The sequence below is a fragment of the Rhodovulum iodosum genome (assembly GCF_041020385.1).
Taxonomy (GTDB): domain Bacteria; phylum Pseudomonadota; class Alphaproteobacteria; order Rhodobacterales; family Rhodobacteraceae; genus Rhodovulum; species Rhodovulum iodosum.
In genome coordinates, this window is sequence record NZ_JBEHHI010000001.1 from 990,042 (window position 1) to 1,013,768 (window position 23,727).

Annotated in this window: 25 protein-coding genes; 6 read left to right on the top strand and 19 right to left on the bottom strand. The window is 66.7% G+C overall.

Annotated features, from left to right (window positions below; translation table 11 throughout):
- Positions 1–55: 55 nt before the first annotated feature.
- From pufQ to Ga0609869_RS04890, 8 genes are all read right to left on the bottom strand, one after another.
- Positions 56–277 (bottom strand): cytochrome PufQ, encoded by a 222-nt coding sequence (gene pufQ, locus Ga0609869_RS04855; RefSeq protein ID WP_125406170.1) that lies wholly within the window; start codon positions 275–277, stop codon positions 56–58.
- Positions 274–1,758: a chlorophyllide a reductase subunit Z gene (gene bchZ, locus Ga0609869_RS04860; protein ID WP_125406167.1), complete on the bottom strand. Its 1,485-nt coding sequence runs from the start codon at positions 1,756–1,758 to the stop codon at positions 274–276. The genes pufQ and bchZ overlap by 4 nt, the downstream gene beginning before the upstream one ends.
- Positions 1,758–3,338, bottom strand: a complete 1,581-nt coding sequence (gene bchY, locus Ga0609869_RS04865; protein WP_125406164.1) for a chlorophyllide a reductase subunit Y — start codon at positions 3,336–3,338, stop codon at positions 1,758–1,760. Before bchY ends, bchZ begins: the two co-directional genes overlap by 1 nt.
- Positions 3,335–3,469, bottom strand: a complete 135-nt coding sequence (locus Ga0609869_RS04870) for a hypothetical protein (RefSeq protein ID WP_281273283.1) — start codon at positions 3,467–3,469, stop codon at positions 3,335–3,337. Before Ga0609869_RS04870 ends, bchY begins: the two co-directional genes overlap by 4 nt.
- Positions 3,462–4,466, bottom strand: a complete 1,005-nt coding sequence (locus Ga0609869_RS04875; protein ID WP_125406161.1) for a chlorophyllide a reductase iron protein subunit X — start codon at positions 4,464–4,466, stop codon at positions 3,462–3,464. The genes Ga0609869_RS04870 and Ga0609869_RS04875 overlap by 8 nt, the downstream gene beginning before the upstream one ends.
- The gene (gene bchC, locus Ga0609869_RS04880; RefSeq protein WP_125406159.1) at positions 4,456–5,403 is read right to left on the bottom strand and encodes a chlorophyll synthesis pathway protein BchC; all 948 of its coding nucleotides are present in this window, start codon (positions 5,401–5,403) and stop codon (positions 4,456–4,458) included. Before bchC ends, Ga0609869_RS04875 begins: the two co-directional genes overlap by 11 nt.
- 113 nt (positions 5,404–5,516) lie before the next feature.
- A complete protein-coding gene (locus Ga0609869_RS04885) occupies positions 5,517–6,677 on the bottom strand; it encodes a methyltransferase (protein ID WP_125406156.1) in 1,161 nt (386 codons plus the stop codon).
- Complete coding sequence (locus Ga0609869_RS04890; protein WP_125406153.1) at positions 6,677–7,549, bottom strand: polyprenyl synthetase family protein; 873 nt, start codon at positions 7,547–7,549, stop codon at positions 6,677–6,679. Before Ga0609869_RS04890 ends, Ga0609869_RS04885 begins: the two co-directional genes overlap by 1 nt.
- Positions 7,550–7,663: 114 nt before the next feature.
- Between Ga0609869_RS04890 and crtD the strand changes: the two genes are divergently transcribed.
- Both crtD and crtC read left to right on the top strand, forming a co-directional pair.
- Positions 7,664–9,199: a 1-hydroxycarotenoid 3,4-desaturase CrtD gene (crtD, locus tag Ga0609869_RS04895; RefSeq protein WP_125406150.1), complete on the top strand. Its 1,536-nt coding sequence runs from the start codon at positions 7,664–7,666 to the stop codon at positions 9,197–9,199.
- The gene (gene crtC, locus Ga0609869_RS04900) at positions 9,196–10,071 is read left to right on the top strand and encodes a carotenoid 1,2-hydratase (RefSeq protein ID WP_125406363.1); all 876 of its coding nucleotides are present in this window, start codon (positions 9,196–9,198) and stop codon (positions 10,069–10,071) included. Before crtD ends, crtC begins: the two co-directional genes overlap by 4 nt.
- A 57-nt stretch (positions 10,072–10,128) precedes the next feature.
- On the opposite strand, the gene tspO is transcribed toward crtC, so the two are convergent.
- Genes tspO through Ga0609869_RS04915 form a run of 3 tightly spaced genes read right to left on the bottom strand, consistent with a single transcriptional unit; the run spans position 10,129 to position 13,266 of the window.
- On the bottom strand, positions 10,129–10,614 hold the full coding sequence (tspO, locus tag Ga0609869_RS04905; protein ID WP_281273281.1) for a tryptophan-rich sensory protein TspO: 486 nt from the start codon (positions 10,612–10,614) through the stop codon (positions 10,129–10,131).
- 41 nt (positions 10,615–10,655) lie between these two features.
- Positions 10,656–11,708 carry a 15-cis-phytoene synthase gene (crtB, locus tag Ga0609869_RS04910; protein ID WP_125406148.1) on the bottom strand — a complete coding sequence of 351 codons (1,053 nt, stop codon included), beginning with the start codon at positions 11,706–11,708 and terminating at the stop codon, positions 10,656–10,658.
- A 1-nt stretch (position 11,709) separates the two neighbouring features.
- A complete protein-coding gene (locus Ga0609869_RS04915; RefSeq protein ID WP_125406145.1) occupies positions 11,710–13,266 on the bottom strand; it encodes a phytoene desaturase in 1,557 nt (518 codons plus the stop codon).
- A 129-nt stretch (positions 13,267–13,395) separates the two neighbouring features.
- Here Ga0609869_RS04915 and Ga0609869_RS04920 point away from each other — a divergent pair, with 129 nt between their 5' ends.
- From Ga0609869_RS04920 to bchO, 4 genes are read left to right on the top strand one after another with little or no spacing between them, the layout of a single operon-like run.
- Positions 13,396–14,178, top strand: coding sequence for a spheroidene monooxygenase (locus tag Ga0609869_RS04920; protein ID WP_125406142.1), 783 nt, complete (start codon positions 13,396–13,398; stop codon positions 14,176–14,178).
- Positions 14,175–15,179, top strand: coding sequence for a magnesium chelatase ATPase subunit I (gene bchI, locus Ga0609869_RS04925; protein WP_125406139.1), 1,005 nt, complete (start codon positions 14,175–14,177; stop codon positions 15,177–15,179). The genes Ga0609869_RS04920 and bchI overlap by 4 nt, the downstream gene beginning before the upstream one ends.
- 8 nt (positions 15,180–15,187) lie before the next feature.
- Positions 15,188–16,873 (top strand): magnesium chelatase subunit D, encoded by a 1,686-nt coding sequence (locus tag Ga0609869_RS04930; RefSeq protein WP_125406357.1) that lies wholly within the window; start codon positions 15,188–15,190, stop codon positions 16,871–16,873.
- 4 nt (positions 16,874–16,877) lie between these two features.
- Positions 16,878–17,747 (top strand): alpha/beta fold hydrolase BchO, encoded by an 870-nt coding sequence (bchO, locus tag Ga0609869_RS04935; protein WP_125406136.1) that lies wholly within the window; start codon positions 16,878–16,880, stop codon positions 17,745–17,747.
- A 59-nt stretch (positions 17,748–17,806) separates the two neighbouring features.
- Here the strand turns inward: bchO and Ga0609869_RS04940 are convergent, their stop codons facing one another.
- The 8 genes from Ga0609869_RS04940 to puhA all read right to left on the bottom strand — a co-directional run bounded on the left by Ga0609869_RS04940 (position 17,807) and on the right by puhA (position 23,725).
- A complete protein-coding gene (locus Ga0609869_RS04940; RefSeq protein ID WP_125406133.1) occupies positions 17,807–18,259 on the bottom strand; it encodes a c-type cytochrome in 453 nt (150 codons plus the stop codon).
- An 80-nt stretch (positions 18,260–18,339) separates the two neighbouring features.
- Positions 18,340–19,554: a 5-aminolevulinate synthase gene (hemA, locus tag Ga0609869_RS04945; protein ID WP_125406130.1), complete on the bottom strand. Its 1,215-nt coding sequence runs from the start codon at positions 19,552–19,554 to the stop codon at positions 18,340–18,342.
- Positions 19,544–20,362 (bottom strand): putative photosynthetic complex assembly protein PuhE, encoded by an 819-nt coding sequence (gene puhE / locus Ga0609869_RS04950; protein ID WP_125406127.1) that lies wholly within the window; start codon positions 20,360–20,362, stop codon positions 19,544–19,546. The genes hemA and puhE overlap by 11 nt, the downstream gene beginning before the upstream one ends.
- Complete coding sequence (gene acsF, locus Ga0609869_RS04955) at positions 20,362–21,477, bottom strand: magnesium-protoporphyrin IX monomethyl ester (oxidative) cyclase (protein WP_125406124.1); 1,116 nt, start codon at positions 21,475–21,477, stop codon at positions 20,362–20,364. The genes puhE and acsF overlap by 1 nt, the downstream gene beginning before the upstream one ends.
- Positions 21,474–21,770, bottom strand: coding sequence for an O2-dependent cyclase accessory protein (locus Ga0609869_RS04960; protein ID WP_125406122.1), 297 nt, complete (start codon positions 21,768–21,770; stop codon positions 21,474–21,476). The genes acsF and Ga0609869_RS04960 overlap by 4 nt, the downstream gene beginning before the upstream one ends.
- Before the next feature lie 40 nt (positions 21,771–21,810).
- Positions 21,811–22,293 (bottom strand): photosynthetic complex assembly protein PuhC, encoded by a 483-nt coding sequence (puhC, locus tag Ga0609869_RS04965; RefSeq protein WP_125406118.1) that lies wholly within the window; start codon positions 22,291–22,293, stop codon positions 21,811–21,813.
- A gap of 3 nt (positions 22,294–22,296) precedes the next feature.
- Positions 22,297–22,929: a photosynthetic complex putative assembly protein PuhB gene (gene puhB, locus Ga0609869_RS04970; protein WP_125406115.1), complete on the bottom strand. Its 633-nt coding sequence runs from the start codon at positions 22,927–22,929 to the stop codon at positions 22,297–22,299.
- A 10-nt stretch (positions 22,930–22,939) separates the two neighbouring features.
- The gene (gene puhA, locus Ga0609869_RS04975; RefSeq protein WP_125406112.1) at positions 22,940–23,725 is read right to left on the bottom strand and encodes a photosynthetic reaction center subunit H; all 786 of its coding nucleotides are present in this window, start codon (positions 23,723–23,725) and stop codon (positions 22,940–22,942) included.
- Positions 23,726–23,727 lie beyond the last annotated feature (2 nt).

Consider the following 23,727-nt stretch of genomic DNA (forward strand, 5'->3'; position numbering starts at 1 on the left):
CAGTATTCGCCCAACCGGGGGGATGGGCGAATTTCGTTTGTCCGCATGACCTTGGTCAGGCGGAGAAAATCATGGGCGTGATGATCCGCGCCTGGCTCCATGCCCGCGAGATCGGCCCCTTGGTGTTCAGGTCGCCCTGCTTGACCAGCGCCAGCGCCCAGGCGATCACCGCCAAGGGCAAAGCGGCCAAGAAGATGATGGCGAAATAGACGGTGAATTCCGCCCTGGGCGCACGGTGCGTGCGCACCATGTGCATGTCGGAAGTCTGATCGGTCATGATGTCCGTCCTCCTGTTGAAAGCTTTTCGATTCCGCCGGTCCTGAGGGCTTCGACGGTTTCCCGCACCACGCGCTCGGCACCCTGTTCCAGCGCGGCGCGCTCGGCGGCGTCACGCAGGGATTTGGCGGCAGAGATGCGGGTGAGAATGGGGTGTTCGGCAACGATCTTGTCGAGAAGCGCCTGGGCGTCCTCGTCCCACGGGAAGTCGCGCCGCAGCTTTGTCGGCGTGGCCGCGGCAGAGTCCATTTCGGCTCCGAGCGGCAGGATATGGAAAAGCGCGTCGAACAACGCATTACAGACTTCCTGAACCAGATAAGTGGCCCCACCGTAGCCCATAAAAGGCGTGCCGGTCGCGCGGCGGATCGCTGCACCAGGGAAGCCCGCGGGGATGAACGCAGGCTTCGGACCGTGCCCCGCCGAGAGCTCGGCAAGGTACATTTTCTCGTTGATCGAGCCGAAGACGACGAGCGGCCGATGCTGTGCCATCAGCGCGCGAACCTCGTTGTTGTTGGTCTTTGCGCCCGCTTTGCGGGCCACGGCAAAGGCGCAGGGCAGGCCCATGTCGGTTTCCAGGAAGTGCCGGATGCCGCGGGCATAGGTCTCGTTCGCCACGATGGCGAAGCTGGCCGTGGCAAAGAAATCCTGCGTGACGGAACGCCACAGGTCCCAAACGGGTTTGATCGTCGAATGCTTTTCGCGGGTGATGAAGGGCTCGGGGTCGAGGCCCAGCATCTCGCCCAGCTTGCGCAGGAACTTGGTGGTCGAGTCGATGCCCACCGGCGCCTGCAGGTAGGGCTTGCCCAGCACCTCGGCGAGGCCGCGTCCGAACTCGCGATACATCACGATATTGGCGTCGGCATTCACCAGGTTGCGCATCTCGGCCAGGTGCGCGCCCAGGGGCAGCACCATGTTGACCTCGGCGCCGATGCCTTCGACCAGCCGGCGGATCTCGGCCAGGTCCGAGGGCATGTTGAACACGCCATACATCGGCCCAAGGATATTGACCCGCGGCTTTGCGCCTTCTTCGCGCTTTTTCTCGGGGGGCATCCGGCCCTTGGTCATGCCGAACTCGGTGAAGAGCCAGGTCATCGCCCGGTCGGCCGCTTCCCATTGATCTTCGTCGATGGTGCGCGGCAGGAAGCGCTGGATATTGGTGCCCTGCGGCGTGACGCCGCCGCCGATCATCTCGGCGATGGAGCCGGTGACGACCACCGCTGGCAGCGCCGGGTCGAGCGTTTTCCAGGCGCGCTTCATCGCGCCCTCGGTGCCGTCGCGGCCCAACTCTTCCTCGCCCAGGCCGGTGACGACGATGGGCAGCTCGTGCGGCGGCAGCGCGTCGGTGTAATGCAGGACAGAGGTCACCGGCAGGTTTTCACACCCGACCGGCCCGTCGATGACGACCTGCAGGCCCTTGACGGCGGTGAACGCGTAGACCGCGCCCCAGTAGCCCCCGGCCCTGTCATGATCCTGGATCAGCATCAGATCATCTCCTGCGCCTTTTCGGCGCGGCGTTTTTTGTCCAGCTTCTTCTGGTGAGCCGCGCGGAACTCGGGGTGCAGATTCGGGTCGCCCTCCCAGACGCCGGCGGTGTCGCCCGCGCCGACGCCCTCGAAGAACTCGCGCATGTGCTCCATGCGGGCCTTGTTGGCGATGGCGGCGTTGACGACCTGCGCCAGGCTGCCGGCCCCGGCCGGGCCCATAAGGGGCCGCGCCGAGATCAGGTTGGTGAAGTAAAGCGACGGGATCGCCAACTCCTTGGCCGCCTGCACCACGGGTGTGGTACCGATGGCAAGGTCGGGCTTGATCGCTTCCATCGCCGCCTTGTCGTCTTCCAGCGAGGCGCGGTAGACGACCTTGACGCCGCGGGCCTCCAGCCAGTCGCGGTCGGCCTCGGACTGCTTGGTTCGTGCACAGGCGGTGCCGACATAGGGCACATCCGCCCCGCTTTCGATCAGCAGGCGCGCAACCAAAAGCTCCGATCCCTCGTAGCCCGACAGGGTGATCGTGCCGTCGATGGGGGCACCGGCCAGCGCGCCCTTGATGGCGGGCAGCACGGCGTTTTGCGCCGCGGCCACCTTGTCGGCCGGCAGGCCGAAGGCGTCGCCGATATTTGCCAGCCAGTCGGCGGTGCCGTCATGGCCCACGGGGGCAGAGCCCACGATGGGCCGGCCGGCGGCTTCGAATTCGCGCATCGAGGCGGTGTAGAACGGATGGATCGCCGCAACCGCGCCGCAGTCGAGCGCGGCGTAAAGCTCGCGCCATTCGCGGCAGGGCACGACGGGGCCGACGGCAAGCCCGAGCGGGTCGAGCATACGGCCGATCATTACCGGGTCGGCCGGGAACATCTCGCCCAGCAGCGTGACGGTGGGTCGGTCGGACACGCCGCCCTCGGGCGCGGCCACCGGGCCCGCCTCGGCCTCGGCCCGGGCGTAGTTCAGCATCGCGCCGGCCAGCACGTCCTTGGCTTCGGCATGGGTCGGTACGCCAAAGCCCGGCACGTCGATACCCACGATCCGCACGCCGTTGATCTCGGTCGGCAGCAGCCGCAGCGGCACGCCAGAGGCGGTGGGCACGCACAGGTTGGTGACCACGATGGCGTCGAACCGGTCAGGATCGGCCAGTTCGTGCACACTGTCGCGGATGTCCTCGAACAGCTTGCCGGTGACCAGCGTTTCCGAGCTGAAGGGCACGTAGCCCACCGACCGCCGTGCGCCGTAGAAATGGCTGACGAAGGTCAGCCCGTAGACACAGCAGGCCGAGCCCGACAGTACGGTCGCCACGCGGCGCATCCGCAGGCCCACGCGCAAGCTTCCGAAGGCCGGGCACATGCTTTGCGGCCGGTCATGGGGCCCCTGCGGGTAGTCCTTGGCGTATTGATCGAGAATTTCGGATTTCCCGGCGGCGCGCGCGGCCTTGTCCATCTCGGCGGCACCGGCATGGCAGCCCATCCCGTCGCCAAGGGCGGGGTCGGCCCCGTCGCGCTGGCCTTCGGCCGCGCGCGGGGCGCCCTCGATCACCTCGGCGGTGTGGGCCTCATCGTATTTGACCTCTTCGGTCATGCGTCCTCCATCTCCCGCACGGGCGCCGGCGCCTTTTCGGGCGCCTTTTGGGCCTCGGGTGCGGGGGTCTTGTCCTGCGCAAGGCGCTCCAGCGCCGCGTCCCAGCGGGAAAGCTCTTTGAGGTCAAACATCGTCGTAGACCACTTCCAGCGATTTCTTGGGCTTGGCGTTCTTGCCGCGCATGTCCTCGTCGGAGGCGGGCTGCAACTCGAACCCGGCGCCGGTTTCCTCGGGCGAGAAAAGGCCAAGAAGGCCGTCCTGGTCGAGCGGCGCAGGCCGGATCGGCGGCGCCTCGGCAACCGCGCTGGCCAGCCCGGCAAACAGATCGCCCCATTTGCTTTCAGAGCTTCCGACGATCTGGTAGTTCGCGGATTTCCGGCGCAGGTCCTCGTCCTGCGGGATCGCGGCGAGAACGGGGATGTTCACCGCATCGGCAAAGGCCTGCGCCTCTCCGGTGCCGTCATCCTTGTTGATCACCAGGCCCGCGACGCCGACATTGCCGCCGAGCTTGCGGAAATATTCGACCGCCGAGCAGACGTTGTTGGCCACGTAGAGCGATTGCAGGTCGTTCGATCCGACCAGGATCACCTTTTGCGCCATGTCCCGCGCGATGGGCAGGCCGAAGCCGCCGCAAACCACGTCGCCCAGGAAGTCGAGCAGCACGTAGTCGAAATCCCAATCGTGGAAGCCCAGCTTTTCCAGCAACTCGAAGCCGTGGATGATGCCGCGCCCGCCGCAGCCGCGGCCGACCTCGGGCCCGCCGAGCTCCATCGCGAAAACGCCGTTCCGCTTGAAGCAGACATCGCCGATTTTCACCTCTTCCCCGGCCAGCTTCTTCTTGGTCGAGGTCTCGATGATGGTCGGGCAGGCCTTGCCGCCGAACAACAGCGACGTGGTGTCCGATTTCGGGTCACAGCCGATCAGCAGCACGCGCTTGCCCTGCTCGGCCATCATGTTGCTGAGATTGGCCAGCGTGAAAGATTTGCCGATGCCGCCCTTGCCGTAGATCGCGATGATCTGGGTTTTCTTGGTCGGTTCGGTCACGGGAATCTCGTCGTCCAGCGGCTCATTCGCCTCGTCACGAAGGCGCTGATCGATGTCTTTGATATTCGGGACGTCAAGCGTCATGCGCGGCTCCCCAGTTCAGGATCATTTTCAGACATGCAGGATCGTTGAATGCGGTTTCATAGGCTTCTGCGGCCTCTTCCGCGGGCACCGAGTGGGTGATGAGCCCCCCCAGCGACAACGCGCCAGACTCGACGAGCTGGCGCGTTGCAATCAGGTCTTCGCGGTCCCATTCGGCAGCGATGCGCAGCCGGGCCTCTTTCATGAAGGCGGCCGGGAAGGCGAAGGAAAGCGGGTCGGTATAGAACCCGGCCAGCACCACCTCGCCGCCCTTGGCGATGCGGGTGATGAGGCTGTCGAGCAGCGACCCCACGCCCGAGGCGTCGTAGATCGTGCGGTAGTCGTGGCGCGGGTCGTCATCGGGGTGGATCACGTCATAGCCCAACGCGCCGCCCTGGCGGTCGGGGTCTATCTCCCACACGGTGGGGGCCGAGGCGCCGGCGGCGATGGTCAACCGCGCGAGCAACCTGCCCAGAACGCCGTGGCCGACGATCAGTTCGGGCATCTTCTTGTCGACGCCGGCCAGCGCGTGGCGCGCGGTCGCGGCCAGCGCCAAGAGCGCGCCCTCGGCGCCCAGCCCCGGGTCGATCTGGGTCACCCGGCTGGCATCCGTGACGATCCGCCGCGACGAACCGCCGAAGAGCCCAAAGGCCCCCTCGTAGCAATTCGCACCGGGCACGAAGACGCGATCGCCGATCTTGAAATTCGTTTCAGCCCCGGCCTCGACCACCTCGCCGGCCGCCTCGTAGCCGGGCACCAGCGGATAGCCCATCCCCGGAAAAGGGGGCATGTTTCCAGTGTAAAACAGCTTTTCGGTGCCGGTGGAGATGCCCGAATGGCTGATCTGCACGACAAGGTCCTTGGCGCCCGGCTCCGCCAGCGTCAACCGCTCGAGACCCAGCTCCCTGGGCCCTCGAAGGATGACAGCCGTCGTTTGCATTTGCGCCTCCCCCTCGATGTCGGTGAGTCCGGTGTCCGAGACTCACGTCTACGGGTGTTCAACTTTTTGTCAGTCTATTCTGACAGGGCAAAGTGTCAACCTAATTAGACATCTTAACCTGCGCCATTCGCCGCATCAGGTTTACACCCGGTCACCACCGACGTGATGAAAGGCCGTCGCGTGCGCGGGGTTTCGACCCTCTCGAACCCGGCCTTGCGCATCAGTCCGGCGATCCGCTCGGCCGAGCGTGCGCGCCCGGTTTGCATCGCCATGCAGTAAAACGCGAAATAGGCGTCGCCCGCCCGCTGAGGGTTGCGACCGCCCGACATCGGCTCGGACACGATCAGCCGTCCGCCCGGGGGCAGCGCGGTGAAAACCTTGGCCAGGAGCGCCTCGACGGTTTCATCGGCATGGTCGTACAGCACACGGATCAGCGAGATCGAATCGGCGCCCTGCGGCAGCGGGTCGTCTCGAAAGCTGCCGGCGACAACCGCAGCGCGTCCGGCCATGCCGGCCTCTTGAAATCGCGCCTCGGCGGCGGGCACCACCGCGGGCAGATCGAACAGCGTCATCTTCAGGTCCGGATAGGCTGCACCCACGGCGGCCAGAAAGGCGCCGGTGCCGCCGCCCACGTCCAGAAGGTGCCGCACCCCGTCAAGCTTGACCGTGCGCAGCGTTTCCTCGGCCACCAGCGTCTGGCTGTCGGCCATGAGTTTCGAATAACGCTCGGCCACGCTCGGGTCCTCGGCGCTGCCGGCGCCGAAGACATAGGGCCAGAACCGGGCCAGTTCGGTCTCGCCCTCGCCTTTCAGCAGCGCCACCGGATCGGCCATGTCGCGGTAGAACACCTTGTGGTGCAGGATCATCTCGCGCAGGCCCGACACGCCCATCAGCGCCGCGCCGAGGGGGGCAAGCTGATAGCCGCCCTTCACCCGCTCGAACAGATCCAGCGCGGTGGCGGCCTGGGCCAGCGCCTCTATCCGGTCCTCGGGGATACCGGTGCGCGCGGCCAGCGCCGCGGTGCATTGGGCCTCGTCGCGGAGGGCCTCCAGGAGGTCCAGTTCGACGACCGCCTGCAACACCTGCGAATAGACAAAGCCCGAAACCAGATCGAACAGCCGCTCACCCTCGCGGCGAGAGCGGCCGCGGGTGAGAAAAAACCGGCTGGCCCAGCTTTGAAAGGCGGGCGACGCGATTCGCCGGTTACGCCAGCGACGCCAACCGCCCCCCCGCGCAGGTTGCGCGGGGCCGGGTTGCGACAAGGTGTCGGTCATTATTCCGCTGCGTATTGGGCGGCCGCCGTGGGCACCAGCCGATCGGCGGTCTTGCGCACCATCTGCGCCAGCGCCGCCTCGCCCGGACAGGACGGGATCGAGGCGATGGCGCCGGACAGGATGTCGTTGAGCCGCGCCACCGCGCCCGGCACGCCGAGTTCGGACACCGCGTTGGGGCGGTTGTTGGCCTCGTCCTGATGCGCGGGCTTGCCGATCTGCTCGGCCTCCATCAGCGCGTCCTTGAGGTCGTCGGCGACCTGGAACGCCTCGCCGATGCGCGCGCCCAGCTCTTGCCAGGGCTCGGCCTCTTGCCCCGCTGCGACCGCACCCATCTGGGTCGCGGCGATGAACAGCGCCCCGGTCTTGGCCTGATGATACGCGGACAGATCGACCGTCTCTTCGCTTTCCCAGCCCTGCCCGGCGCAGATGCCGAAGGGCATGCCGGTGCGTTTGCCGAGGATGCGGATCAGCTCGACCGCGCGCTCGCAATCGTGGGGCGCGGCGCGTGCCAGCACCTCGAAGCCCATCACGATCAGGCTGTCGCCGGTCAGTAGCGCCAGCGGCTCGCCATAGGCCTTGTGCACCGTGGGCTTGCCGCGGCGGATATCGGCATCGTCGAAACAGGGCATGTCGTCATGCACCAGGCTGGCGCAGTGGATCAGCTCCAGCGCGGTGGCGGCGGCATCGGAAAGCGCCGGCTTGTCGTCACCGCAGGCCATCGCCACGCTCAGGCAGATCGTGGGGCGGATGCGCGCGCCCCCGGGCGTGACCGAGTATTCGAGCGCCGAAGCAAGCTGTGCCGGCGCCGAGTCGCCCTGCCCTTGCCGGATCGCCGCCCCTATGGCCGACTCGACACGTTGCGAAAGCCCCATTGAAAACTCCTGTCGTCTGATGCGTCAGAGCGTGTCAGCCTGACGAGACATTTGAGATTGTAAATCAGATTGGACACTCTATCCTTTCGAGTCAATATTTCTTGAGGAGAACCAATGGCCGCACCCGCCGAGAAGGTGGTTGTCATCGGCGCCGGCATGGGCGGGCTTTCGGCCGCGATCCGGCTGGCCCATGCCGGGCTGGATGTGACCGTGATCGACCGCGCGCCGGTGCCGGGCGGCAAGATGCGCACGTTCACGACCGATGCCGGGCCGGTCGATGCAGGCCCCACGGTGATGACCCTGCGACCGGTCTTCGAAGAGCTTTTCGACAGCGTCGGCGCCCGTCTCAGCGACTATGTGACGCTACACCGTGAAGAGGTACTGGCCCGACACTGGTGGCCCGATGGCAGCACGCTGGATCTTTACGCTGACCAGGCGGCCAGCGCCGAGGCGGTGGGCGCCTTCGCGGGCGCCCGGGCCAGGGCCGAGTTCGAGGCGTTCTGCCGCCGCGCCAAGCGCCTGTTCGAGGCGTTCGACGCGCCGATGATGCGCGCGGTCACCCCTTCGATGGGCCGTCTCACCGCCCATGTGATGCGGCACCCCGCGCTTATCCCGGCCATGGCGCCGCACAGGACGCTGGCGCAAAGCCTTGCGGCGCAGTTCTCGGACCGCCGGCTGGCCCAGCTTTTCGGCCGCTACGCCACCTATGTGGGCGGCTCGCCCTTTCGTTCGCCGGCCATTCTCGGGCTGGTCTGGCATGCCGAGGCCCAGGGGGTCTGGCGGGTCGAGGGCGGTATGCACCAGCTGGCCCGGTCGCTGGAGCGTCTCGCGCGGGCGCAAGGCGTGAGCTTTCGCTTTGAAACCGCCGCCACGCGCATAGAGATACAGAACGGCGCGGTCGCGGCGGTCTATCTCGACGACGGCACCCGCCTGCCGGCCGAGCGCGTGGTCTTCAACGGCGACCCCGCGGCGCTTGGCGCCGGGCTGATGGGCGAGGCGCTGCGCGATGCTCTGCCAGAGGCCGCGACCCGGCCCCGCAGCCTGTCGGCCTATGTCTGGAGCTTTGCGGCGGTGCCCCACGGGCCCGAGATGGTGCATCACAACGTGTTCTTCTGCGACGCGCCCGAGAACGAGTTCGGCCCCATCGCCGAGGGCCGTATGCCCGAGGACCCAACGCTCTATATCTGCGCCCAGGACAGGGGCACGGGCCAGCAGCCCGACGGGATCGAACGCTTCGAGATCATCATGAACGCCTCCCCTTCTGCGGACGGGGCCGAGGCGACGGACGAGGAGAAAGAGACGTGCCGGACACGCACCTTCCAAACGCTGGCCCGGTTCGGGCTGACCTTCGATCCCCGGCCCGGGGTGCAATGGCTGACAACGCCCCGTCATTTCGCACGTCTGTTTCCGGCGTCGGAAGGCTCCCTCTACGGGCGGAGCCCGCACGGGCTGATGGCGGCCTTTCAGAGACCGACGGCCCGTCTGACGGTGCCGGGGGTCTACCTGGCGGGGGGCGGGGCGCATCCGGGGGCGGGCATTCCCATGGCAACCCTCTCCGGCCGGCACGCGGCCGCGGCGATATTGACGGACCTTGCTTCAACCTCGACGTCCCGCCCGACGGCTATGCCTGGTGGTACGTCGACGGCATAAGCAACGACGGAAATCAACAGATCTCGATCATTGCCTTCATCGGCTCGGTCTTCTCTCCGTGGTACCGCTGGTCGGGCCGCAAGAACCCCGAAGACCACGTCTGCATCAACGTGGCCACCTACGGGCGCGGCGGGCGCTGGACGATGACCGACCGCGGCCAGCCCGCGCTGCGCCAGACGCCGACAACCTTTCAGGTGGGGCCCTCGTCGCTGCGCTGGGAGGGCGGCAAGCTGATCGTCGAGATCGACGAACTGGCCTGGCCGCACATGCACCGGCTCAAGGGCCGGGTGACAGTGACGCCTTCGGCGGTCACGGACGTCGAATTGCCGCTCAAGGCCGATGGCAGCCATGTCTGGCGCCCCTTCGCGCCGTCGTCGGAAATCGAGGTCGACCTGAACCAGCCGGGCTGGCACTGGACGGGCCACGGCTATTTCGACGCCAATTTCGGGATCCACGCGCTGGAAGACGATTTCAGCTATTGGACCTGGGGCCGGTTCCCGACGCACGACAACGGCGCCTACTGCTTTTACGACGCGACGGTGAGGGATGGCTCGGAATTGGCGGTTGGCCTGCATTTCGGTGCCGATGGCACGGTCGAGGTGATCGACGCGCCGCCGCGCACCCGGTTCCGCCGGTCGCTGTGGCAGGTGCGGCGCGAGACCCGGGCCGACCCGGGCTATGTGCCCCACCAGGTGCATGACATGCTCGACGCGCCGTTTTACTGCCGCTCGACCGTGCGCACCAAGGTCTTCGGGGAAGAAATGGTGGGCGTGCACGAGGCGCTCGACCTCAACCGCTTCGCCTCGCCCTGGCTGAAGCCGATGCTGGCCGTCAAGGTGCCCCGCCGGCGCGGCTGGCGCTTTGCCGAGTAGGGCCCGCGTCGCACCAGCGGCGGGCCAATAAAACCCTCGGCGTTGCGCCAGGCGGCCTCAGGCCGCCTGCATCTCGGATGCACCGGGGTTGCGCCGCCAGATCACGAAATTCAGGGCGAAGGCATAGCTTGTCCAGACGAGATACGGCGCCACCAGCAGGCCGGCCGTGAGGTCGACCCGCCAGAACGCCACCACCATCGCCAGCACCGACGCCCACATGCCCAGCAGCACCACGAGCGCCGGGCCGAGCCGGTGAAGGCCGAAAAAGACCGGCGACCAGAGCGTGTTGAACACGATCTGCAGGCCCCAGATTGCCAGCGCGTAGATCACGCCGGGATGACCCGAGACCGCAACCCGCGTGGCGGCCACCGCCATGGCGATGTAAAGCACCAGCCAGGCCAGCGGGAACAGCCAGTTGGGCGGCGTCCAGCCCGGTTTGTCCAGCCGGTCGTACCACGAGCCGGGCGAAAAAAAGGCGCCGGTCGAACCGGCCGCCATGGCAGTGCCCATGAAGAGGGCGAACAGCATCCAGTCGAAGCTCACGGTGGGCCTCCTGCGCTAAGGGCGAAAATCGAATCTTCTTCTTAGCTAGCGCGCCGCGCCGACGTGGCCAATGCGTCACGCCGCGCGCGCTCGCGCGCTTCGAGCTGCGCCAGCACAGAGATCAGTTCGCCGGTGCGGCCCTGGCCCCAGGGGCTGTGGTCGGGTTTGGTATCGGCGGCGGCCTCGACCAGATAGGCAACTTCGGGCAGCGGCTTGGCATAGAGTACCGCCGAGCGCGGCATCACCGCGCCGGAGCCGGCCTTGATTGCCGATGCCGCAAGCCAGCCGAGTTTCTGCGTCTTGGTGGTATGCGCACGCCGCGTGATGCTGTCATAATCGGCGCGGCCGAGTTCGGCCGCGATGCCGGCGTAGATATACCGCGCCGCAAACATGCCCGGGCGGCACGACAAGGGCAGCTCGGACAGACCAGCCTCGGCCCGGAAATAGAGACGGTTGGCATCGGCGACCAGCCGTTTGACCATGCGCCGGATCTCGGGCGTCGGCCGCGGATCGGAAAGAAACGCCTCGGGGTCGAGCCCGGCGTCTTCGAACCAGTCCAGCGGCAGGTAGAGCCTTCCGGCGCGCGCATCTTCGCCCACGTCGCGGGCGATGTTGGTCAGCTGCATCGCCACGCCCATGTCGCAGGCCCGCGCCAGCGCATAGGGGCAGCGCACCCCCATCAGCACGGTCATCATCGCCCCCACGGCCGCGGCGACCCGCGCGGAATAGGCGTAGACGCCCGACAGCGTGGGATAGCGCCGCTCCATCGCGTCCCACGCCATGCCTTCCAGCAGGGCCTCGGGCAGGGTGCGGGGCATGGCGAACTGTTCGACAACGGCGGCGAAGGCCCGGTCGGCGGGCGCATCGCGGGGCGTGCCGCGATATATCAGCTCCAACCGCTCGCCAAGGCTGAGCACCGCGGCGCTTTTCTCGTCGGTCAGGTCCACGGAATCGTCGGTCAGCCGGCAAAAGGCGTATAGCGCCAGCGCCGGGTCGCGCACCCGCCCCGGCAAAAGCCGCGAGGCCGCGTGGAAAGAGTACGACCCGGTGCGGATCGCTGCTTCGCAATAGGCGAGGTCCGCCGGTGCAATCATGTCACTCGGCCGCGACATGTGCCGCATCGGGCACGAGTTTCGCCAGCACCTCGGCCGAGGTGATCACGCTGGGCAGGCCCGCGCCGGGATGCGTCCCGGCGCCGACGAGGTAAAGCCCGCCGACCTCTTCCGACACGTTGTGGGGACGGAAATTGGCGCTTTGCAGGATCCGCGGCTCCATCGAAAAACCGGCGCCGTGGGGCGAGCGGTAGCGGTCGCGGAACGTCTCGGGCGTGAAATAAGTGCTGGCGGTCACGCGCTCGCCCAGACCGGGCAACAGCGACTCTTCCATGAAATCCTGCACCATCTTGCGGTAGCGCTCGCCCATCGCCGTCCAGTCCACCGGCGCGCCGTCATGCAGGTTGGGCACCGGCGAGAGGGCGTAGAACGTGTCGTCACCCTCGGGCGCGCAGGAGGGGTCGGACACCGAGGGGCGGTGGATGTAAAGGCTCATGTCCGCGGCCAGGTGATCGGTGCGGAAGAAAATGTCGCGCACCAGCCCCTTGTAGCGCGGCCCGTTCAGCACGGTGTGGTGGCCCACGTCGGACCACATGTCGCGTGTGCCCTTGGTGCCGAAATACCAGACGAACAGGCCCATCGACCAGCGGGTCCGGTCGAGCCGGCGGTCGGTCCAGCGCTTGCGCTTGTGGTTGCGAAGGAGCCGCTGGTAGGTAAAGCCCGAATCGGCGTTCGACACCACGATATCGGCCGGGATCACCTCGCCCCCGGCCAGCTTTACGCCGCGCGCGCGGCCGTCCTTGACGAGGATCTCGTCCACCTCGGTTTCCATCCGCATGAGGCCGCCCTGCCCGGCCACGACATTGGCCATGGCCTGGGCGATCGCCGCGACGCCGCCCATGGCGTAATGCACCCCGAATTCCTTTTCGAGGTAGCTGACGAGGATGTAGGTCGAGGTCACGTTGAACGGGTCGCCGCCGATGAAGAGCGGGTGAAACGACAGCGCCATGCGCAGGCGCTCGTCCTTCACCCGGTGCGCGGCGTGCGCGTAGACCGAGCGGTCGGCGCGGTGCAGGCCGAAAACCGGCAGCACCTTGATGAGGTCCCACCACTTGTTCATCGGCTTGCGGCCGAGGTTCTCGAACCCGAACCAGTAGCGTTTCTCGCTGTCTTTCAGAAACCTGTCATAGCCGGCCAGGTCGCCAGGCGACAGCCGCGCGACTTCCGCGCGCATCTTTTCGGTGTCCTGCCGCGCGGTGAACCGCTCGCCATCGGGAAAGACGATCTGGTAAAACGGGTCCATCGGCACGAGGTTTACATCGGCGTCGAAATCGCGCCCGCAGGCGGCCCAGAGCTCGCGGAAGATCTGCGGCACTGTGACGATGGTGGGGCCCAGATCGAACCGGTGGCCGTCCATCCACAGCGCCGAGCCGCGCCCGCCAGGCACGTCCAGCTTGTCGATCACCGTGACGCGATAGCCCTTGGCGCCCAGCCGCATCGCGGCCGCCAGACCACCCAGCCCCGCGCCGATTACGATGGCATGCGGCCCTCGCGCGCGCGCGGCTTCGTCTGCCAGTTCGGGATCGACTCGTGTCATCATGTCGCTAGGTTAAACCTGTCTAGTTTAGTTTACAATGACTCCTAGCCTAAGCGTTCGCAGAGGGGCACCGCCCTTGCGGTCGCACCCAAAGTGTCACACATACTTGACAGTCTCGAAGGAGAATCGCTCATGCAAGTCACCACGATCAGCTTTTTTCGGTACGACAACTGGGCGTCACGGCTGGAAGCGTTCAGCCAGATGGCACGCGGACGGTTCGCGCTGAAGAACGAGCCGGGGCTGGAGTTCTTCAAGATGCTGGGCACCGGGTCCGACGAGGGCTTCAACCCGCGCCCGAACGTGGATGTGAATGCGATCCTCTGCGTCTGGGTCGACATGGACGCCGCCGAGCAGGGGCTGGCCAAGAGCATCACGCACAAGACCCTGCGCGATCATTCCTGCGAAACCTACACCATCTACCTGGCGCCCACTTCGGCGCGCGGCATGTGGTCCGGCGTCGAGCCGCTGGATGTCACCGAAAAGCCCGACGACAGCGGCAACATCGCCGTGCTGACCCGTGCCACCGTCAAGCTGCCCCTGGCGCTGCAATTCTGGTCCCAGGTGCCGGAAGTTCAGGAACGGGTGGCCAAGCACCCCAACTGCGTCTTCCATATCGGCATGGCGGAGGTGCCCTGGGTGCAGCAGGTGACCTTCTCCCTGTGGAACAACGCCGACCAAATGAGCGGCTTTGCCTATGGCGATTGCCCGCATGGCCACGCGGTTGAAAAGGTCCGCGAAGGCGACTGGTTCAAGGAAGAACTGTATGCCCGCTTCAACATCCTGAAAGAAGAGGGTACGTGGGAGGGCGGAAGCCCGATGAGTCTGCTCGCCACGGGCCGTACATTTGACGAACCCAAGTCGGCGCCGAAGAAGAAGAAAAAGAAGGCGCCGAAGAAAACGGAAGAACCTGCATGACACAACCCTTTCCCTTCTCCGCGATCGTCGGCCAGGAGGAGATGAAACAGGCGATGGTACTGACGGCCATCGACCCTGCTATCGGTGGCGTTCTGGTCTTTGGCGATCGCGGGACGGGGAAATCGACGGCGGTCAGGGCGCTCGCCGCGCTCTTGCCGCCGATCCAGGTGGTCGCGGGCTGCCCGGTGAACTCTCCCACGCTCGACAAGTGCCCCGAATGGGCGCATGTCGGTCAGCATGACATCGTCGAGCGGGCCACCCCCGTGGTGGACCTGCCGCTCGGCGTCACCGAAGACAGGGTGGTCGGCGCGCTCGATATTGAAAAGGCGCTGACCTCGGGCGAAAAGGCGTTCGAGCCGGGGCTGCTGGCGCGCGCCAATCGCGGGTATCTCTATATCGACGAGGTCAACCTCTTGGAGGACCACATCGTCGACCTGCTGCTCGATGTCGCCCAGTCGGGCGAGAACGTGGTCGAGCGCGAGGGGCTGTCGATCCGCCATCCGGCGCGCTTTGTCCTCGTCGGCTCGGGCAACCCCGAAGAGGGCGAATTGCGCCCGCAGCTGCTCGACCGGTTCGGACTGTCGGTCGAAGTGGTCTCGCCCAAGGATATCGACGTGCGAATCGAAGTGATCCGCCGCCGCGACGCCTATGAAATGGACTACGAGGGCTTCATGGCCCATTGGCTGCAAGAAGACGCGGTGCTGCGCGACAAGATCCTCGCCGCGCGTGCCCATCTCGGCCAGGTCCAGACCCCCGACTCGATGCTGCGCGATTGCGCCGAGCTGTGCCTCGCACTGGGGTCCGACGGGCTGAGGGGCGAACTGACACTGTTGCGCGCCTCGCGCGCTTTGGCCGGGTTCGAGGGCGCCGAGGAAGTGACCCGCGAACATGTGCGCAGCGTCGCGTCCTCCTGCCTGCGGCACCGGCTGCGCCGCGACCCGCTGGACGAGGCGGGCTCGACGACGCGCGTCGCCCGCGTGGTGGAGGAGGTGCTGGCGTGACAACGCCGATGTCGCCTTGGGAACGGGTGGAGACGGCGCTGGCTGCGCTGGCCGTCGATCCCGCTGGCCTGGGCGGCATGTGGCTGCGCGCCCGGTCCGGCCCGGTGCGCGACCGCGTTGTCGCGGGGCTGTCGGTCATCCCCCTGCCCCAGCGCCGGCTGCACCCCTCGATCGGCGACGAACAGCTTTTCGGCGGCATCGACCTGGCCGCGACGCTGGCCTCCGGCAAGGTGGTGGAACGGGCCGGCATCCTGGCCAAGCCCGCGCTCCTGGTGCTGCCAATGGCCGAGCGCGCGACGCCGGGCCTCGCCGCGCGGCTGGCCGGGGCGCTCGACCAGAATATCGGCCATTGCCTGGTCGCGCTCGACGAAGGCGCCGAGCCCGACGAGGCGCTGCCGGTGGCGCTGAATGACCGGCTGGGCGTGCATGTCGACCTCGACGCGCTGCCTTGGGGCGAGACCGATCCGCTGGAGCTGGACCCCGAGGGGCTGGCCGCCGCGCGGGCACGGCTGGCGGCGGTGCGCGCCGCGCCGGGCATCCTGGAAGACCTCACCATCGTGGCCGTTCGGCTGGGCATCGACAGTCTGCGCGCACCCATGCTGGCGCTGCGCATGTCCAAGGCGCTGGCCGCGCTGGCCGGGCAGAGCGAGGTCGAGACCGACGACGTGGCCGCCGCGGTCGAGCTGGTGCTCGCACCTCGCGCCACCCAGTTCCCCGAGCCCGAGCCCGAAGAGCCGCCTGAGGACGACACCCCGCCCCCGCCCGAGGACCCGCAGGACGACCCCGACGGTGGCGACGAGGGCGAGCAATCGCTCGACGACCTGCCGCTGCAGGACATCCTGCTGGAGGCCGCCCAGGCCGCGCTGCCCGCCGACCTGCTGGCCCAGCTTGCCGCCGGCAAGGCCCAGCGTGGCCAGGGCGGCGCGGGCGCAGGCGCCAAGCGCAAGGGCAACCGGCGCGGCCGGCCGATCCCGTCGCGCCGGGGCCGGATCGACGGGCAGACCCGCGTCGACATCATCTCGACGCTCCGCGCCGCCGCGCCGTGGCAGACCATCCGCCGCCGCGACTCGCTGATCGAGCGCAAGCTGCATATCCGCACCGACGACATCCGCGTGAAACGCTACGAGGAAAAGAGCGACCGTTTGCTGATCTTCGTGGTCGATGCCTCGGGCTCGGCCGCGATGACGCGCCTGGCCGAGGCCAAGGGCGCAGTCGAGCTGCTGCTGGCCGAGGCCTACGCCCGGCGCGACCACGTGGCCCTGGTGGCCTTTCGCGGCGAGGGGGCCGAGCTGCTGCTGCCGCCCACCCGGTCGCTGGTACAGACGAAACGGAGGCTGGCCGCGCTGCCCGGCGGCGGCGGCACGCCGCTGGCCGCGGGGCTGCGGCTGGCGCTGGAGGTGGCGACCACCGCGTCGGGGCGGGGCATGACGCCCACCGTGGCGCTGTTGACCGACGGGCGGGCCAACATCACGCTTGAGGGCACCGCCAACCGGGCCATCGCCGCCGAAGACGCCACGCGCATGGCCCAGGCGCTGCGGCTGAACAACCTGCCCGGCATGGTGATCGACATGGGGATGCGTCCCGAGCGCAGCCTCAAGGTGCTGGCCGATGCGATGGGCGCGCCGTACATTCCCCTGCCCCGTGCCGATGCCAACCGCCTGTCCTCGGCGGTTTCGGCGGTTCTGGACGCCTGAGCCGATGGACTGGCGGCGCGACGGCGCGGACTGGCCCAACCGCCAGTATTCGCGTTTCGTGCGCCACCGGCCCCACTACTGGCATGTGCAAGAGGCCGGCGAGGGCCCGTTGGTTCTGCTGCTGCACGGCACCGGGGGCGCGACCCACAGCTGGCGCGACGTGCTGCCGATCCTGGCAGAGCGGTACAGGGTGGTCGCGCTCGACCTGCCCGGACAGGGCTTTACCAAGATGGGCGCGCGGCAACGCTGCGGGCTGGATCCGATGAGCGCGGACATCGCCGCGCTGATGGCCAGCGAGGGGCTGACGCCAGAGGCCATCGTCGGCCATTCCGCGGGCGCGGCCATCGCGCTGCGCATGGTCAGGCACCTGCCCCAGCCGCCGCGGGCCATCGTCGGCATCAACGCGGCGCTGGCCAATTTCGCCGGCATGGCCGGGTGGCTTTTCCCGATGACGGCGCGGATGCTGTCGCTCAACCCGTTCACCGCCTCCATGTTCGCCCGGTTCACCGCGTCGGAGGCCAGCGTGCGCGCGCTCATCGGCTCGACCGGCAGCGAACTCAGCCCCGAGGGGCTGGCGCTTTATCATCGGCTGATCTCGGACCGCCACCATGTGGACGCGGCGCTGACCATGATGGCGCAATGGACGCTGGACGGGCTGCAGGCCGAATTGCCGGACATCGACACGCCCTGTCTCTTTATCACCGGCGCGCGCGACCACGCCGTCCCGCCCCGCGAGGCACGGCGCGCGGCCGAGCGGATGCCCAGGGCCGAACTGGCCGAGTTTCCCGAACTCGGGCATCTTGCGCACGAAGAGGCCCCCGGCCCGGTGACCGAGCCGATCATGGCGTTTCTCGATCGCCACATCCCGCGCTGAGCCGAAAACCAAAAAGGCCGCCGAAAAACCGGCGGCCCTTTCGTCATACCGAAAAGCGATTACTTGGCGAGGTCTGCAAGATAGGCGTAGACGTCGATCGCTTCCTGCTCCTTGCGGACCTTGTGGGTCATCGCACCGCGGGCCTTGGCATCATCCAGATACTCGCGCAGGTAGGAGGTCGGGTCCTGCACGTAGCTGACGAACTCTTCCTCGGTCCAGACCAGGCCCTCTTCTCCCGCTTCTTCCATCGACTTGGAGTAACGGAAACCTTCGATATGACCGGCCTGGCGCCCGGCGACGCCATAAAGGTTGGGTCCGACCTTGGCGGCGCGGCCGGCCAGCGTTTCGCCCTCGTCGTTCTCGACGACGTGGCAGGCGATGCATTGACGGAAGGCTTTCTCGCCGGCAGCGGCGTCGCCCGACGCCTCGACCATGCCGCCATGGCTCTCGGCCAAGACGGGAGCGGCGGCGGCAAGGCTCATCGCGGCGGCCAGCACCAGGTTCATTTTCATGCGTCTCTCCCTGACTTCAAAACAACCGCGGGTACCATGTAGCGCCGGCCGGTCGGCGTCAATCGCTTCACACGACAAATTCAGGCGACTGCATGTGAAATGGCACACTGCTGCCAGAGCGTGGACAGCGCCGCGACCAGATGGTCGATATCGGCCTCGGTGTGCAGCGGCGAGGGTGTGATGCGCAGCCGCTCGGTGCCTTTGGGCACGGTGGGGTAGTTGATCGGCTGCACGTAGATGCCCCACTCTTCCATCAGGATGTCGCTGATCATCCGGCATTTCACCGGGTCCTTGATCATGACCGGGATGATGTGGCTGGGGTTGGGCAGATGCGGGATGCCCTCGGCATCGAGACGCGCGCGCAGGCGCGCCACGTTGCGCCGCTGTTTCTGCCGCTCCCAGTCGCTGAGCTTTAGATGCCGGATCGAGGCGGTGGCCGCCGCCGCGACCGCGGGGGGAAGCGCGGTTGTGAAGATGAACCCGCTGGCGAAGGAGCGAATGAAATCGCAGAGCGCGGCCGAGCCGGTGATGTAGCCGCCGACCACACCGAACGCCTTGCCCAGCGTGCCCTCGATCAGCGTGATCCGGTCGGCCAGCCCCTCCTGCTCGGAGATCCCGCCGCCGCGGGCGCCGTAAAGGCCGACCGCGTGGACCTCGTCGAGATAGGTCATCGCGCCATGCTTTTCGGCGACCTCTACGATCTCGGCCATCGGGCAGATATCGCCGTCCATCGAGTAGACGGATTCGAACGCCACGATCTTGGGCCGGTCCGGGCCGACCGCGGCGAGCTTGCGATCCAGATCCTCGGGGTCGTTGTGGTTCCATATCACCTTGTCGGCGCGGGAATGGCGGATGCCCTCGATCATGCTGGCGTGGTTCTGCGCATCCGACAGGATCACCGCGTTGGGCAGCCGGCTGCCCAGGGTCGAGAGCGCGGCCCAGTTCGACACGTAGCCCGAGGTGAACAGAAGCGCCGCCTCCTTGCCGTGCAGCTCGGCCAGTTCGCGCTCCAGCAACAGGTGGTGGTGGTTGGTGCCCGAAATGTTGCGCGTCCCGCCGGCGCCGGCGCCGCAGCGTTCCACCGTCTCGACCATGGCGCGCGTCACCTCGGGGTGCTGGCCCATGCCGAGATAGTCGTTCGAGCACCAGACGGTCACCTCGCGGTCGTCTTCGTCGTCGCGGTTCTTGGCGCGGGGAAACGCGCCGCACTGGCGCTCCAGATTGGCGAAAATCCGGTAGTTTCCCTCTTGCTTGAGCGCGTCGAGCTGTCCCTGGAACGCAGCTTCAAAATCCATGGGCGTCTCCCCCTGTCATCTTGGTTGTCTTTTCCTTGGTCTTGCGGGCCGGCAGCATCCACCGCCAGAGTTTCTCGTCGGGCAGCGGCAGCACCATCAGCCAGTGCTCCAGCAGCGCCAGCGCCGTCAGCGCCGATAGCAGGGCAAACCCGACCTGTTCATGGGGCGCGGCGGTGACCATCAAGCGTTCCAGCCAGCAATAGACAGCAAAGCTGAGCGCCGAGACCGAAATCGGGAACATCCAGTTCATCTTCGAGATGCGGAAATGGCTGGGCAGGTGGGCCAGCGGTGTCGGCAGGAACTCGGTGTTGATCTTGGGCACGCCGAGAAAGAGGTTCAGCTTGGCAGAGATGCGCGCGAAGAACAGGACGATGAACGTCCACAGGCCGACCGTGTTCGGCGCGTCCTGGCTGGTCAGTACCATGGCGAAGACGACGATCACCAAGAGCGTCTCGTGATAGGCGATGGTGCCGTAGGCGCGCACGAACCTTTCCCAGCCCGTCACCTCGTCGTCGCAATGGTGCCGGTTCGGCCCGGTGATCACCCCGGTCAGGAAGGCCAGTTCGATCCAGCCCCAGATGCCGATGGCCGCCAGGAAGGCGCCGTAAGAGGCGGTGACGGTTTCCATGTGCCGCGTCACCTCGAAGGCGGCGATGGCGAAGGCCAGCACCGGCAGGGTAAAGAGCGCGGCCCGCTGGTGGGCCGTCCGCCCGCGGTGTTCCGCGCGGCGGACGATGACCAGGATCGCCCCGGTGGAGAACCACCAGATAAACAGCGCCAAGAGCGCGGCGACCCAGGTCGCGCCCATCAGTAGACGGGCTCCAGACGCGTCGAGGCAGGCACCTCATGGCGCTTGGCGGGGATGGTGTAGAGCATGGCAAACGCCGTCGCCGCCCGGGCGCCGGCCGAGGCCTCGGCCAGCTTGCCGCCCAGCCCGCCCTTGCGCTTGGCCGCGTCCATGTCGGCGCTGGCGCGCTGCAGCATCTTCAGCCCTTTCGCCCAGCGCGGGTGGTCGATGTCCAGCGTGATCGGGAAGATCTGCTTCGACAGGTCCGAGGTCTTGCGGAACACCTCGTGCCCGTACCAGTCGGTGTCGACGCCCAGCGCCTCGTGAAAGGCCGGCCGCTGGTGGTCGCGCACATGCATCGTTGCGAACACCGCCGTCAGGAAGAACTTGATCCACAGCACGTTGCCGCCCGAGGTCAGCCTGGGGTCGGTCTTCATCAATAGCGCGAAGGCCTCGCCATGGCGGAACTCGTCGTTGCACCACTCCTCGAACCACTTGAAGATCGGGTGAAAGCGTCTTTCGGGATTTTCCTGAAGGTGCCGGAAAATCGTGATGTACCGGGCATAGCCGATCTTTTCCGACAGGTAGGTGGCGTAGTAGATGAACTTGGGCCGGAAGTAGGTGTATTTCTTCTTCTGGGTCAGAAATCCCAGGTTCACCGCGATCCCGGCCTCGCGCAGCGCGTCATTGATAAACCCTGCATGGCGTGCCTCGTCGCGGGCCATGAGCTGGAACAGCTCGGTGACGTCCTTGTTCGCGCCGCGGCGTTTCATCTCCTTGTACAGCACGCAGCCCGAAAACTCGGCCGTGCACGAGCTGATGAGAAAGTCGATGAACTCTTTCTTCAGGGCCGGCTCCATACCGTCCCAGTCGACCGTGTCCCAGTTCTCGTCCTTCTTGAAGTGGCCCTTGTTGGGGTCGGCCTTCATCTCGGCGATCAGCGCGTCCCAGTCGGTGCGCACGGGGGAGACGTCGATCGAGTCGAGCTCTTCGAAATCGGTGGTGTAGAAGCGCGGCGTCAGCAGGGTGTCCTGCATCGCCACGGCGGTGGCGGTTTCGCTGTCGAGAACGGCCTGGCTCTCCTGGATCGCGAGACCCTCTTCGACGGTGGTCGCATCTGCGGTATGGACGTTCATAGCGTGGCCTCCTCGGAGAAGGAGAACTCACAGAGCTCCATGACCTCGAAATCGCCGGTCATGCGCGTCCAGAGACGTTCCAACGCGCTGGCGCGCATGATCGTCGCCGTGCGGTCCTCGCTCACCACCTCGCCGTAGGGGGCCATGATCTCGGGGCCGTGCACCTGCACCTCGTCGCCCGGATAGACGACTGCCCCGTTGTTGAAGCGTACATGCGCGTGAAGGCTTTCGAACTTGTGAGAGACTTCAACCGTGCAGGGCGCAGTCTCCTTTTCTCGGGTAAATAGTCCCATTTCTCGGTTCCCTGTTTTTTGTGGTGAGGGGCATGTTCCGTTACCCCTCGACGTCGTCCAGCAGTCGCGCGAAAACTGCCGCGTTATCGGCACCAAAGCCGATGAGCTCTGCGCGCCAGCCGGTGGCATCGTCGCGCAAAGAGAGCCGGCCGTCCTTGAAGCGGACCAGCCGGATTGGGGCGTCGAGCGGGGCGCCGTGTTTCTTGCGCTCCCGTTGCAGCACCCGCCAGACGCCGGCGACAAAGCCGCCTTCGTCTTCCGCGTATTCGGCGATGATTTCGCCTTCCGGAGTCAGCACCGTGGCCGAGCCGGACATCGAGCCTTGCAGCACGATGGGCCGTTCCTTGTCGATCCCCACGCTGTCGTCGGGATTGGCGGAAAGCGGCCTGTCGGTGATCCTGGCATAGGCCACGATCAGAAGCGAGCAGAGCACCAGGGCGAAAACCGCCTTGAGCAGCACCGGCGGGATCATTTCCTCGTCATCGTGGTGGTGCCCGCGGACGGGTTTTTTCGGATCTTTCATGGGTTACTCCGCTGCGACCGCGTCATCTTTGACGCGGGCGATCTTGGGTTCGGCAACCCGCGTTTCCGCTGCGCCGGCGATGATCTTGGCGACCATCGCCGCGTCAGGGATGCAGCGAAACGCGGGTTCCGTACGGGCCATCCGCCAGGGACGGACATGAGGCCAGCACATCAGGTAGGAAAACCGGTGCGTTCCCATCAGTTCGAAGGCGATGGTGCCGGTGCCGGATTTCCGCAAGGCCAGGTTGGCGTTGCCGATCCAGGTATAGGGAAGGTTCAGCGTCATCGAGAGCGCCGCGCCGATGCGCAGCACGACCCGCTTGTTGGTCACCGTGTAGACCGCGGCCCGCGCCTGCAAAAAGGCCATCAGCATCAGCAACCCGCAGCCCGCCACCCCCATAAGCAGGAAGATCGAGGCCGAGGCCACGGCGGTCGGAACCGGCATGGTTTCGGCCGCCACCACGGCCCGCCAGAGGAAGAGCACGACGAAATACCCCGCCACCCAGTAAAGCGAGAGCCCCTCCTTGGCGAGCGCCCACCAGTCGGGCGCCCCCTGCCAGAGGATTTCCTCGCCCTCGGGGAGCTTCGCGGGCAGGCCGCGAACGGGCTCGAATTCTTCGAATTCGTCGTGCGCCATTTCCTTATCCTCAGATTTGCGACTCGAGCCGCTCCTCGATGTCGGCGTAGAGCTTGCCGCCGGCGTAGTAGGCGCAGATCTTCTCTTCCTCGAGCTTGGTCACCTGGGTCGGCGACTTGGTCGTGGGAACGTTGGCAAAGTGCTTGCCATAGATCGAGTGCACCTTGACCGTCGGCTTGGTCCAGCTGACCCTGGCCAGGGTCAGAGGCAGCAGGCGTTTGCCGCCACCATGCTCCGCGTCGAGTTCGACCTCGAGGTAACGGATCATCGACTCGGGCTCATCGACCCACAGGTCGACCACGCTGCCCACGGCCTCACCGTCACCGGCGACGACCGTCATGCCGCGCGGGTCGCGCCCGGCCGAGACGTGGAAGCTGTCGAGCACCGCCATCGGCTGGATCTTGGGATGGCCCTTGCCGTCAAGTTCGGGCTCGTCCTCGCGCATGCACCAGGCAGCCGGTCCAACACCGTCGGCGAACGGGTCGCCGGTGGGATCGAACGGGAAGCCGCCGCTACCGTTGAGCTGCTTCATTGCCAGGCCTTCGATGGCGCGCGGGTCGCGATTGCCGTTGGGCACGGTCACTTCGCCGCGGCCGTGGGGCAGCTTGAAGGTCTTTTGCTCAGGCAGCGGGAACAGGCCCTGGTTGGGCGCGGGGTTACCGTTCTCGTCCTCGAGCGGGAAGCCCTCGTGCATGTTGGCGCGCTGCAGGTAGAAGATCAGCAGCGCGAAGAATAGCCAGAACAGCCAGATCGACAGACTGGCAAGGTCGAAATTTCCAAAGAAGGTTGCCACCATGG